Source organism: Thermotoga sp. Mc24 (assembly GCF_000784835.1).
GTDB lineage: Bacteria > Thermotogota > Thermotogae > Thermotogales > Thermotogaceae > Thermotoga.
Genome location: NZ_JSFH01000008.1, coordinates 13,750 through 26,420 on the forward strand (window position 1 = coordinate 13,750; position 12,671 = coordinate 26,420).

A 12,671-nucleotide genomic window follows, 5' to 3' on the forward strand; every position below is an offset into this window, starting at 1 on the left:
TCACCTCATGTGAAGAGTCCTGCTAAGAACGCGAGTATCTTGTCGAAGAAACTCTCTTTTCCAGGTTCCTCGCTGAAAACGAGTTTCCCGTTCACCCATATCTCGGAATCCGCGAGTTTGGTAGAATCCACTTCGTTTCCTATTTCTATGTCATCTGGCCTCACTTTTCCCTTCACGATGATTTCCTGATAGTCCTTGTCCACTTTTATCGTCTTTCTTCCTTCCACCACAAGGTTGCCGTAGGGATCGATGTCAACAACCACCACCGAGATCTTCGCCACAACTGAAGACTGCACCTTTCCACCGCGCTGTCTCTCAGGAGAGTTGTTGTTTATAGGAATGAAGTTGTTGAGGTTGACACCTGCGGCTGCGTTCACAACGTTCCCCAAGATGTTCAAGAGAGTTTTCTGGATCTCAAGACTTTCCCTCTCTGAAGACACGTTGTTGTTTTCTCGGATCACTATGGTGAGGATATCTCCAACCTTCGAGGCTTTCTGTATGGAAAGGAGGTTTTTGTACTCGGATTCGCCCGCGGAGTTCCATATTGAGAACGAGAAGATGCTTGTTGCGAAAACGATCAATAGCACTATCGATATCTTTTTCACTCTACCACCTCCAGGATTCTCAGCACGGGTCCTCTTTCTACTCTTCCAAAGACGTATTTTTTGCTCTCCACGTTCATTGCCCTCACCGTTTCACCGAGATAGCCGTTTTCCAGAACCTCAACGAACGTTGTCACTTTTATGCTACCCATGTCCACGTAAGCTGGAACCACCTGGCCTTTCACCACGTCGGGAGGATCTTTCAACATGTCTGCGGTCAAAACAGTTCCCTCTTTCAGGTATCTTCTGGATATCTTTCCGACCACCTCTGAAACGTCGAAGAACGGCTCTCCGTAGATCTCGAACACGTTTCGCTTTTCCAGTTTCACGTCTTCTTCCTTTATCACATCACCCACATTTATATTTCTCTTCAGAACCACCACATTCCTTTCTTTGCGTAGCAACATGTTGAGGGTCACGTACGTGTCTGGGAATCTCAGAAAGACGCTGAAGAAATTTTTCGAGATTTTCGTTGCTCTGATGGTTTGAGGTTCGAATTTCTCCGGTAGGGTTCCAAAGGTCTTCACCACGAAGGCTTCGAAGTCCTCCATTCCCGCTTTCTTTCCTATCTCTTCGAAAACAGCGTTTTTGAGACTGCTGGGTCCTTCCACAGTTATTCTCACACTTTCCGGGCCTGTGAAATCGTACTCCGGAAATTTTGTTCTGAGGAACTCTCTGGTCACGAGATATTCGAGTCCGGGTAGAAGGATCATCAGACTCTTTTCGGATTCTACCTTTTCGATTGTGATGTCATCTAAGAAAAGAACTCCTGGCGAAGCCAGGAGTGTTTCCTTCAACGTCAGAGTTTCAGAGAAGAGGAAGGAGGAGATGAGCGCTATCAAAACCGGGAGAATCCTCATAACTCATCATCTCTTCACGTTCGTAGCCGTTCTGAGCATTTCATCTGCTGTCTGAATGACTCGAGAATTGAATTCGTAAGCCCTCTGTGCCGTGATCATATCCACCATTTCTCGCACCACATCGACGTTGGACTTCTCCAGAAAACCCTGCTTTACAGCACCGAAACCGTCCTGCCCCGGAACACCCTCGATCGGATCTCCAGAAGCCGGAGTTGCGATGTAAAGGTTGTCTCCTATGGATTTCAGACCAGACGGGTTCACGAATCTCACAAGGGTGATCGTTCCAAGTTCCTGTATCGTTCCATCCTGGAGTTCGGCAGAGACGATTCCATCGGGAGAAACGTTTATCGAGACGGCGTTCTCAGGTATGGTGATCTCCGGTACCAGAAGAAGTCCGTTGGAAGTGACCATTCTTCCTTCGCTGTCAATCTTGAAGCTTCCGTCTCTTGTGTAGGCGATTCTACCATCCTGAAGCTGGATCTGGAAGAATCCGTCTCCAGCTATCGCAAGATCGAGCGCGTTTCCCGTTTGCTCGAAATTACCCAATGTGAAAATACGCGTTGTCGCTGCCGTTCTCACACCGTGGCCCACGTAGAGTCCTGTTGGAAGTGATGACGTCGCGGCGGTTGGAGTTCCGGCGTTCTTCACATACTGATAGAGAAGGTCCTGGAACTCTGCCCTCACTTTTTTGTAGCCTGTTGTGTCCACGTTGGCGAGATTGTTCGCTATGGTATCGAGTTTGAACTGCTGTGCTGACATTCCCGTTGCCGCGGAGTAAAGCGATATCATCATCTTTCAACACCTCCGGTTCATTTCAGACTGGCGAGTGAGTTAATGAGCTTTCCGTTCAGTTCGTCGTTCACTGTCACAGCCCTCTGCGATAGTTCGTAATGTCTCATCGCTGAGATCATGTCCACCATGGCTTTTAGGGCATCCACATTTGATTTTTCTACGTATCCCTGCATAATCCTAAAGTTCTCCGAAGGTGATGGATTTTCACCTGTGAAGAGCGTGTTCCCGAATTTTTCCGGGTTTTCCAGATTGTACACACCGATCCTGGTGATGATGTTTCCATAGGCGTCTCTCACGTAGCCCTCTTCGTCCACGGTGAAGTCATCGAAAAACCTGACTCTTTCACCGTTCTCATCGAGGAGGTAGCCCCCATAGTTCGTAACGATGTATCCCTCGTTGTTCACGGTGAATTCCCCGTTTCTTGTGTAGTATTCTTCTCCGTTGAATTCTATTCTGAAGAATCCTTCTCCATTTATCGCGAGGTGGTAAGGAACGTCTGTTTTTTCAACAGGACCCTGAGAGAGATCTGTTCTGACCTCGTCGAGGACAGTAGCGTACTCCAGAGGGCCAATTGGTACTTTTTTCGTTCTGCTCTCCACCGGGTCTGGCTCCTGCCTGAACACCTCTCGTCTCAGGTAGGACCTGAAGGCTTCCCGGTCCTGTTTGTAGCCGGCAGTGTCAACGTTTGCCAGATCGTTGGCGATTCTGTCGAGTTTGGCCATATCCACAAGCATTCCCATCGCAGCGTTGTATATGCCCCTCGTCATAGCATCACCTCGAATAGGTTTCACACACGGTTTTCAATAGCTTCTCATCTTCCAGGAGAATCCCCGTTCCCCTCGCGACACAGGTTATGGGATCGTCTGCCACGATCGTCTTCACGTGTATCTCATCGTATATGGTTCTGTCCAGCCCTCTGAGCAGTGCGCCACCGCCGGTCAGACGAATACCGTTGTTTATGATGTCAGCAGAGAGTTCTGGAGGTGTTCTTTCCAAGACGTTCTTGAGTTTTGTAAGAAGTGCAAAGATAATGGGCTCTATTGCTTCTCTCACGTCTTCTGAACTCACACGGTCCGTTCTTGGAAGACCTGTCACCACGTCTCTTCCTTTTATTTCTATTTCGTAATTTTCGAAAGCTGGATGTGTTTTCCCAATTCTTTTCTTGATCTCTTCAGCGGTGGATTCTCCGATGATGAGACCGTATTTTTTCCTTATGAACTTCACGATGGCTTCGTCCATTGCGTCTCCGGCCATTCTCACGGACTCTCCCACCACTGTTCCTCCGAGACTGATGACCGCTATGTCCGTGGTTCCTCCACCGATATCCACCACCATGTTTCCCTCTGAAGCCATCACATCTATTCCGGCACCTATCGCGGCTGCGATCGGCTCGGAAACGATGTGAACCCTCCTGGCACCTGCGTTCAAACCGGCTTCGAACACCGCTCTTTTTTCCACCTCTGTTATTTTCGTGGGGACACCTATGATGAGGGAAGGTTTCACGAAGCTGAACCTTCCTATGATTTTCTTCAAAAAGTTTCTTATTATTGCTTCGATCATTCTGTAATCTGCTATCACACCATCTTTCATAGGTCTTATAGCTTTGAGACCTTCTGGAGTTTTACCGAGCATCTTTTTCGCTTCTTCTCCTATGGCAACGATTTCTCCTGTCTTTTCTGAAATTGCAACGACAGAAGGTTCGTGCAGGACTATTCCTTCTCCTCTTTTGTAAACGATTATGGATGCTGTTCCAAGATCTATTCCGATGTCGCCTCTTGGCATTTTAAAACCTCCTCGTCATGATATTTCTTCTTCAAAATGTGATTTTCCTAAGAAATTAAAAAAAATCTGGTGTGCCTGGCGGGACTCGAACCCGCAACCTCTGGATCCGGAGTCCAGCGCTCTATCCGTTGAGCTACAGGCACACCAGCCTACCGTTTTCTTTCAGGTATTTCTTCAACTCTGAGCAGTTTCTTCCAGAAACGATCAGGTCGTACTTCTTTTCTCGGAGTTCTCTTTCAACGAAATATCCTTTTTTACTGTAGAAATAGGCAAGAACCGGGTTTTTGGTGACCACGTCAACTTCTCTCGCTTCGATGTCCAAAGAAGGATCCGGGAACTCGTACAGAAGAACCTCTCCATCGGTTTTTTCCAGAGTCAGATTGACTTTTCTTCTTGGGTCTGTGATTTTTTCACATGCAGAGGGATTCTCGGAGAAAGACTGAAAAATCAAAGCAGCGCTCACAGCGTCATCTCTCTTCGAGATTCTTTCTCCTATTTTCGTGGTGAGTCTTTCGTCGCAGAGATATGTTTCGTACTCTTTTGAAAATTTGAAAGCAACCGCAACCGTTTTGAACGTTTGCTGGGTGTATCTTCCACTCATCGAGAGAGGCAATCCAAAGATTATTCTATCAGGTTTCAACTTTTTGATGAACCCATTCAGGTTCTTTGTGGGTATTACAAGACTTTTTTGAGGAAGAATTTCTCCAAAGGCAACTCCACATTTCTTTTCTCCGTAATCCACAGCGACTATCACTTTATCACCGTATTCTTGAAGAAATTGAATATCCACTTCAGATCCTTTGAGAGAACAGAAACTGTCTCTTCGAACTGGGCTATTTCGAGTTCCCTCTCGAGTAACCTCCAGGGTACTCTTTCATCTTTCGAGAAGCTCCATTTATCGAAGTCGAATCCGAATTCTTCCAGAAGGTCCAAATAAATCTTTCTCAGAGTGGTACTGTTCAGCTCGTACTCGCTCTCCAAAATTTTCTCCAGTTTTTCTTTGTCTTTCAGGTTCATCGCTGTGATCGCTATTTCTTTTAGCTTTTCACGATCTGGAAAGAGTTTGTTGAGCTCGTATCGACGTTTTTCGATGTCGGAGGAAGAATAGCAAAGATTAACCACCGATTTTCTTCTCAGGAGATCTACTATTTCGTAAATGCTGAGTGGGAAGTCGTAAAAGAAGATGTCACCCTTTATGTGTGTCGGAAGCCCATCGGTGTTGCTTGTGATGATCGCCTTTCGAGCGGATCCACTCTCTATCAATCCAATCACTTTTATTCTCTTTTCCATATCCATGTTCGCGTAATAAACGATTGTGTCTTTACCGATTTTCCGATAAAGATCTGGTATGAGTTTTTTCTCCGAGACAACCACCGAGAAACTGGGAGCATCTATGAGAGAATCGATGCTGAAAGAATTTCTCTGGTCTGAAAACAGAAATTCTTCGGATTCACCAGTTTTCAACTCAACAACATTGTATTTTTCCTTTTTTAGGAATTCTTCCAGCTCGAGGTGTTCCATCGAAGCAACAAAGATGAATTTTCCGGGGTGTTTGTCGACTATGTTCAGAAAGTTCTTGACCAGTTCGTTATCACGATACGCCAGAAAATCTTGGAATTCGTTCACCACGAAAATATCGAACTCGTCCAGGTAGTTTTTCTTCAGAAAACCCACGAGGGTGAAGAGAACAATATCGCTTCCTTTTTCCTTGGAAAAGGTGGAATTTACGAATCCCAGGTTTTTGGAGGTGTAGTACCTCGAAAGACATCCCAGAACGTTCTGAGTAGCGGCATTTGTTAGAGAAACGATCGCCAGTCTTCCTTGAAGCTCTTCCCTCATGGACAGTAGAAGCTTTGTTTTTGATGGGTAAGGTACTTTTATCAGTGTTTTTTCTTCCTTAGATCTACTCAGTATATGGCTCACTTCTCTATTTTTCACAGAGAGAACAGGTTTCACATCCAACGAGACGAGATAGTAGGAAATTCCATTTCCCATAGGACGCAGATTCACCACAACGTCTCCTCTGGTGGGAGTTACTGGTAATGCAGAGAGAGAACTTGAAAGATTCTTGAAATTGTATCCCACCACTTCCAGGTTCTTCTCGCCGTTTTTCAGGTGGAGGAACACGTTGCTGCCGTCTTCTCCAAAGAAATGGATCTTTTCTACCAGAACGTCTTTGAAAAGAAGAACGGGTTCCGGATTTCCCTGACCGAAGGGCATGAGGTTTTTAATGTCTTCAATGAAGCGATCATCTATGTCTTCCATTCTGACCTCAGCATCAACGATCACCTTCTCCTCTCGCTCTTCCAAAGAAATGTTTCTGATGTATTCTCTGAACGTTTCCAGTTGATCTCTTTTCAGGGAAAATCCAACTGCCGAGGAATGACCACCTATCTCTTCGAATATTTTGAGAATATCCTCGTTGAAGATACTCATTATGTCATAACCGTTGTAACTCCTTATGGAGCCTTTTGCTATCTTTTCATCCAGAGAGACAACTGCGACGGGTTTCTCATAACGATTTGCCAGTTTGGCGGCAACTATACCGATGACTCCTACGTGCCAGTTTTCTTTCGCAACGACTATGACAGGATCTCTCCACAGGTCGTTTGTCTCGATTATTTCAATAGCTTCTTTGTATATCGCCCATTCTGTCTTTCTCCTGATGCTGTTCAACTCCATCAACCTATCCACAACACTGTCCGCTTTCGCTGGATCGTTCATTATCAGTAGATTGAAAGCGTCACTGGCACTGCCCATACGGCCCGCGGCGTTGAGGCGGGGAGCTATTTTGTAGCTGATATCGTGAGATGTGAGATTTCTGAGCCCGAGTCTCTCCAGAAGCCTCTTTAAACCCACGCGTTTTGTGTTCGAAAGCAGCTCTATTCCCTTCTTCACGAAATATCTGTTTTCATTGAGAAGAGAGACCATATCGGCGACCGTTCCAAGAGCTACCAGCTCCAAAAATCTCTCGGGATGGAGATAATTGATCGCCTCAGAAAGAGCCTGGACGAGTTTGTAGGTTACGCCGACACCCGCAAGATCTCTGAATGGGTAGTTCTCTCCAGGTACTTTTGGATTCACAATGGCATCGGCGGGAGGAAGGTCACCGTTCACCTCGTGGTGGTCTGTGATGATCACTTTCATTCCGAATTTTTTCGCAAGGGCCACTGAATCCAGCGCGGTTATTCCGCAGTCAACCGTTACAAGACAGGAAACGTTGTTCTCTTTAAAAGTTAAGATGTTTTCCAGCTGAATACCGTATCCTTCTTCGATGCGGTGTGGAATATAAACATCGACGCGCCAACCGTTTTCTTCGAGAAATTCTTTCAATATAACGGTGGAGGTTATCCCATCCACATCGTAATCTCCGTGGATCAGAACGAGCTCGTTCTTAGATCGGGCCTCAAGCAGGGTTTCGACCGCTTTCTCCATATCGTTAAAGAGAAAGGGATCGTGCTGGTGGGACTCGTTGACGAACAGAAAATCCTCTGCAGCTTCAATGGTGGTGAAGCCTCTGTTTACAAGTATTCTCGATGCAACTTCATTGAGACAAAAATGCCGAGAAATCTCCAACACAGCCTTCTCATCAGGCTGTGAAAGTTCCCACTTTTTCATCCTCCGCTTCTCCTTTTCTTTTTTAATAATTTTACCATATTCTTGGATGATAAAATTTAACCGAAAGGTGGTGATAGTGTGTTCAAAAAAGTTTCGAGGGATCCAGTGCATTCAGAAATATATCTGTATCCATTGGAAATACTTGCCACCGACACAAAGGTGGTTCAGAGGCTTCGTTTTCTTTCACAACTGGCAGGGGCGACCGTTGTTTATCCCGGTGCAACTCACACACGCTTTGCACACTCGCTGGGAACCATGCATGTTGCTGGATTGTACGCGAGGAACCTTTTCAAAGAAAGCGATCGAATAAGGATAGTACGTCTTGCCGCTTTGCTGCACGATGTTGGACATGGTCCGTTCAGTCACCAGTTCGACGATGTGGTTTTCAAAAGATACGGATACAATGATGGTCACGATGAGTTCAGAAACAGGCTCGTAATGGAAAAGCTCCCAGAAGAGATGATGAGGGTTTTCAACTCATACAACGAAAGGTTGAAACAGGCAGTGCTTGAAGATATACGAGAGACGGTGGGAGATGTTTCCTTAGAAGACGCCTTTCAGGAGATAGCAAAAAGGGTAGTTGAGGTATACAAAGGAGAGGAAACGGGAAGTGTGGACTTCAACATCATCCAGGGACCGCTGGGAGCCGACAGGCTCGATTTTCTGCTGAGGGATTCTTACTACAGTGGAGTGGGGCATTTCGCCCCGATGAACGTGGACAGGGTGTTGAGGAATTCACTTGTTAAAAAGGCGGATGGAAAGGAGATACTCTGTTACCATGTGAAAGTGGTTGACAACATATACTCGATACTGTTCAGTCGATTCATGATGTACAAAAATGTGTATTTCCACAAAACGTCCCGTGCTGCCGATCTCATGATTCAAGAGATACTGTCAAGGGCCTGTGAGATTCTCGATCTGGAAGAAAGATTAAAAGATCTCGACGAATTTCTCGAATTGACGGACTATTCCATTCTCAGGGAACTCGAACTGAAGGGGGACAGTGAAACAAAGAAACTCGTGGAACGGTTCAAAAATCGTGATCTGTGGAAAATGATTGTTGAGCGTCCCTTCTCCGCTGAGGGATTTGATCCATCCGAACTCAGTCTGTCCGCAGCCAGAAACTTGATCGATAAGATCGTCGAAAATATCGACCGCGTGCTGTCCAGTGGAAACGTAGAGGATTCCGACAGAAGCATTCTCGAAGAGATTCGTGATTACGGAGAGAGATTCTTCAGGATCGACACACCGTACAAACTCACCATCTTTCATCCTGATGAATTCCTACAGAACAATGTCTTCCTCTACGATCCCAAACATGATGAGATTCTCACGGTGGACGAGTACGTGAAGAAGTACCCCGCGTACAGGTTGATGGTGAGCAACATGATTCAGATTGTGAGGGTATACGTAACGGAGGATGTACGCGAGGTACTTTTCAAGTATGGAGTTATACCGGAGGATGGGAGAAGGGTGATCACAAGATGGTAAGAAAGGCACTCCTTTTTGTAGTCGACGTGGCTCTGACGTACTTTGCAGGTGTGGTGGCGCTTTTTTCGAGGTTCGGTTTTGACTTTCAGGAAATGAGCCGTTACGACGAATCTGTGATCGTATACGCTGTTGTTTCGGCTGTTGTCTACATTCTGAACGGAAACTACTCCATCGTGTGGGAATACGCCAATGCCAGAGATTTCCTCATTCTCATAAGAGGAAGCGTTATCTCTTATCTTTCCAACCTCGCGTTTTTTTACTTTTACAGGGGGATTGTTCTTCCCAGATCCGTGGGGTTTGCCACTTTTCTTGGTTCGATGGTTCTTTTAGTTCTGAGCAGAATCACGTGGCAGTGGATGATTGTGAACGGGAGAGGTAGAGTCTCGGGAGAAAAGAGAATATTGATCATAGGAGCGGGAGATGCGGGAGTCTCTATCCTCGAAGAATTCGAGAAACACCCTCATTTGGGGAAAGTGGTGGCTTTCGTGGACGATTCTCCCAGAAAGATTGGTCGAAAGGTGAGAGGAGTCCCGGTTTTTGGACCAATAGAGAAGACGATGGAAATTGTGGAGAAAATGAACGTGGACGAAATCGTGATAGCCATACCTTCCGCTTCCAGAGCTGAGATGGAGCGAATTCTCAAAAGCATCGATTTGAAAAAGGTTAGGGTGAAGACCCTTCCCAGTGTGAGAGAGCTGATAGAAGGGCGCGTCAGGATCTCCCATTTGAAAGAAGTGTCCATAGAAGATCTCCTGGGTCGAGAGGAAGTGAAGGTGGATTTTCATGAAATAGGGAAATTTTTGAAAGGAAAGAGAGTTCTTGTGACCGGGGCAGGGGGCAGTATCGGTTCTGAGCTTTGCAAGCAAATAGCCAGGATGAATCCAGCGGAGATCTTTCTTTTGGGGCACGGAGAGAACAGTATATATCTCATAGATGAATTTCTCACCGAACACTTTCCGGGGGTGAAGAAAAGAAGGATTATAGCGGACGTTGCCGACGGAAAAATTATGGAATATTGGTTGGCCTGGCTGAAGCCGGATGTGATCTTCCATGTAGCGGCACACAAGCACGTTCCTTTGATGGAGGAAAATCCGCTCGAGGCTTTCAGAGTGAACGTTTTGGGAACGGTGAATCTTGTAGAACTCTCCGAAAGATTCGGTGTGAAGTACTTTGTTTTCATTTCAACAGACAAAGCGGTGAATCCCACTTCTGTGATGGGTCTCACCAAGAGGATAGCAGAACTCTATATCCTTTCGAGAGAAAAAAACAGCACGAATTTCTCGATCGTGAGATTTGGAAACGTTCTTGGAAGCAGAGGGAGTGTGGTGGAAAGATTTCGTCGCCAGATAGAAAAGGGTGGTCCTGTAACGGTGACGGATCCACGAATGAAGCGCTACTTCATGTCCATACCTGAGGCTGTCTCCCTCATCCTCCAGTCCCTTCTCTTCTCTTCCGGAAAGGATCTCTTCATCCTCGACATGGGAGAGCAGATACCCATTTTGAAGCTTGCGGAAACCATGATCATGCTTTCTGGATACACTCCCTATCAGGACATAAAGATAGTTTTCACCGGGATCAGGCCTGGAGAGAAAATGTACGAAGAGTTACTCTATCCTTACGAGGTGAAAGAGTTGACTCCACACTCGAAAATCTTCAGGGTGAAAACATCCGTTCTTCCAGGGAAAGAGAGCGTAGAACAGGCAATCAACAGAATGAAAGAAGCCTTCGAAAACGGCGATATAAAAAGGCTTCTCACTGAAATGAAAAAAATTAGTCCCGGAGGCACAAATAAATGTGGGAAGCGATAATTAGTTTCTTTCTGACTTTGGTGCTATCTGTTTTTGCGAAGAAGACGGGATTTCTCGATCGTCCCGACTCCAGAAAATCCCACGGGAAAGCAGTTCCGCCGATCGGTGGTATTTCCGTATTTCTAACGCTTCTCATCTTCGAAAGAGACAATCCTTTTTTTCTCTTTTCGATCCCCTTGTTCTTTCTTGGACTTCTGGACGATCTTTTTGACCTTTCCTACAGAATCAAACTTGCCGTGACCACTCTGGTTGCTATCTGGTTCTCCTTTGCTGTGACCATAGAAATCAGTATCTTTGGAGTGAAAATACATCCAATCTTTTCTGTGATCTGGTTTGTCGGCATGGTTAACGCGTTCAACGTAGTTGACGGGCTGGATGGTCTTCTGAGTGGAATATCTCTATTTTCTTCGCTCATGATAGGAGAAAGGTCTCTTGCGTTTTCGATAATTGGTTTTCTTCCATGGAACCTTCCAGACGCGAGGGCCTTTTTGGGAAACAGTGGTTCGTTTCTTCTCGGTGCATACCTTTCCACAGCATCGGTGGTTTTCTTCGAAGGAGATCTTGGATACGCCACGCTTTTCCTTGGATTTCCGTTCTACGAGATCGTATTCAGTTTTGCGAGAAGGTTAGTTTCGAAAAAAAACCCGTTCTCTCCGGATGAGGAACATACTCACCACGTGTTTTCCAGAAAGGTTGGAAAGTGGAAAACACTTTTGATCCTCGTTTCCTTTTCACTGATGTTCAATCTTCTTGGACTATCCCAGAAGTTCTACTTCATCCTCCTTTACGCTGTCCTCTGTTGTGTTCTTCTCTTCGCCTACTGCATGTTTCAGCGCGGTGATGGCAACCTCGAGCTGTGAGTCGTCTGGTTTTGCTGTAGTCAAATACTGGAGAAGGTACCCTGGAAGATAGAGGAGTTTCACCAGTCCCTTTCCATTGAAAAAGGCGATGACTTTCAAGAGTTCATAGGAAATCCCCGCTGCGAAGGGGAGAAGGACAAGCCTTGAAACGATCCTCGTCCAGGTGTTCATCTCCACAACAACACCGACTAAACCGAGAAGCAGGATGGCCACTATCAAAAAGATCATCAAAAAGTTGGTCCCGCACCTTGGGTGTATCGTCGAATACTTCCTCACATTTTCCGGTGTGAGTTCCTCTCCATGTTCGTAAGCGTGTATCGTCATGTGTTCTGCACCGTGGTACTGAAATACACGTTTCACATCCTTGAACAGGGAGATGATCCAGACGTAGAGGAGAAAGAGTCCGAACCTTATGAATCCTTCTACAAGAGAATAGAGAAACTCTCCTTTCTTTGACACCAGGAAGTTGGTCAGAAAGATGGGTACTATCACAAAAAGACCAACGGCAAGCCCAATGGCTGTGATGAGTGAAAAGAGCTTCTCGCTTTCCTTCAATCTTTCGCCGGAAGAGATTTCAGAGGAAAGATTGAGGGCTTTTATTCCAAAGTAGAGAGAAACAAAAAGCGAGTAAAAACCCCTCAAGAAAGGTATCTTCGCCCAACCTGGAAATTTCACTTTACCAAGTTCCCTGATCTCGATGTTCCCATCTGGTTTTCTAACGGCAAGGGAAACTTTTCTCGCGATCATGAGTACTCCTTCTATTACTGCCTGACCACCTGCTCTCATCTTCTATCCTCTCCTTTCAAGGTCTCTCAAGTTCTATGATACAACAGGTGCTATAATTGTTACAGGTGGTGA

The 12,671-nt window shown here is 45.8% G+C and carries 11 protein-coding genes and 1 tRNA gene; 3 read left to right on the plus strand and 9 right to left on the minus strand.

Going from position 1 to position 12,671, the window contains the following annotated elements; translation table 11 throughout:
• Positions 1 to 5: 5 nt before the first annotated feature.
• From MC24_RS03520 to recJ, 8 genes are all read right to left on the minus strand, one after another.
• Complete coding sequence (locus MC24_RS03520; RefSeq protein ID WP_038052581.1) at positions 6 to 605, minus strand: flagellar basal body L-ring protein FlgH; 600 nt, start codon at positions 603 to 605, stop codon at positions 6 to 8.
• Positions 602 to 1,462, minus strand: coding sequence for a flagellar basal body P-ring formation chaperone FlgA (gene flgA, locus MC24_RS03525; RefSeq protein ID WP_038052584.1), 861 nt, complete (start codon positions 1,460 to 1,462; stop codon positions 602 to 604). The genes MC24_RS03520 and flgA overlap by 4 nt, the downstream gene beginning before the upstream one ends.
• Positions 1,463 to 1,468: 6 nt before the next feature.
• The gene (gene flgG, locus MC24_RS03530) at positions 1,469 to 2,254 is read right to left on the minus strand and encodes a flagellar basal-body rod protein FlgG (RefSeq protein WP_038052587.1); all 786 of its coding nucleotides are present in this window, start codon (positions 2,252 to 2,254) and stop codon (positions 1,469 to 1,471) included.
• Positions 2,255 to 2,271: 17 nt separating this feature from the next.
• Positions 2,272 to 3,021 carry a flagellar basal-body rod protein FlgF gene (flgF, locus tag MC24_RS03535; protein ID WP_038052590.1) on the minus strand — a complete coding sequence of 250 codons (750 nt, stop codon included), beginning with the start codon at positions 3,019 to 3,021 and terminating at the stop codon, positions 2,272 to 2,274.
• A 4-nt stretch (positions 3,022 to 3,025) separates the two neighbouring features.
• Positions 3,026 to 4,036 (minus strand): rod shape-determining protein, encoded by a 1,011-nt coding sequence (locus MC24_RS03540; RefSeq protein ID WP_004081933.1) that lies wholly within the window; start codon positions 4,034 to 4,036, stop codon positions 3,026 to 3,028.
• A gap of 67 nt (positions 4,037 to 4,103) precedes the next feature.
• Positions 4,104 to 4,179 (minus strand) — tRNA-Arg (locus tag MC24_RS03545).
• Positions 4,170 to 4,826 carry a RuvX/YqgF family protein gene (locus MC24_RS09355; RefSeq protein ID WP_156105036.1) on the minus strand — a complete coding sequence of 219 codons (657 nt, stop codon included), beginning with the start codon at positions 4,824 to 4,826 and terminating at the stop codon, positions 4,170 to 4,172. The genes MC24_RS03545 and MC24_RS09355 overlap by 10 nt, the downstream gene beginning before the upstream one ends.
• Positions 4,787 to 7,654, minus strand: coding sequence for a single-stranded-DNA-specific exonuclease RecJ (gene recJ / locus MC24_RS03550; protein ID WP_038052593.1), 2,868 nt, complete (start codon positions 7,652 to 7,654; stop codon positions 4,787 to 4,789). Before recJ ends, MC24_RS09355 begins: the two co-directional genes overlap by 40 nt.
• A 78-nt stretch (positions 7,655 to 7,732) precedes the next feature.
• Between recJ and MC24_RS03555 the strand changes: the two genes are divergently transcribed.
• Genes MC24_RS03555 through MC24_RS03565 form a run of 3 tightly spaced genes read left to right on the plus strand, consistent with a single transcriptional unit; the run spans position 7,733 to position 11,813 of the window.
• On the plus strand, positions 7,733 to 9,145 hold the full coding sequence (locus MC24_RS03555) for an HD domain-containing protein (protein ID WP_038052596.1): 1,413 nt from the start codon (positions 7,733 to 7,735) through the stop codon (positions 9,143 to 9,145).
• Positions 9,139 to 10,953 (plus strand): polysaccharide biosynthesis protein, encoded by a 1,815-nt coding sequence (locus tag MC24_RS03560; RefSeq protein ID WP_235280294.1) that lies wholly within the window; start codon positions 9,139 to 9,141, stop codon positions 10,951 to 10,953. Before MC24_RS03555 ends, MC24_RS03560 begins: the two co-directional genes overlap by 7 nt.
• On the plus strand, positions 10,938 to 11,813 hold the full coding sequence (locus tag MC24_RS03565; protein WP_038052602.1) for a glycosyltransferase family 4 protein: 876 nt from the start codon (positions 10,938 to 10,940) through the stop codon (positions 11,811 to 11,813). Before MC24_RS03560 ends, MC24_RS03565 begins: the two co-directional genes overlap by 16 nt.
• Here MC24_RS03565 and MC24_RS03570 read toward each other — a convergent pair.
• The gene (locus MC24_RS03570) at positions 11,709 to 12,599 is read right to left on the minus strand and encodes a DUF1385 domain-containing protein (protein WP_038052604.1); all 891 of its coding nucleotides are present in this window, start codon (positions 12,597 to 12,599) and stop codon (positions 11,709 to 11,711) included. The genes MC24_RS03565 and MC24_RS03570 overlap by 105 nt on opposite strands.
• Positions 12,600 to 12,671 lie beyond the last annotated feature (72 nt).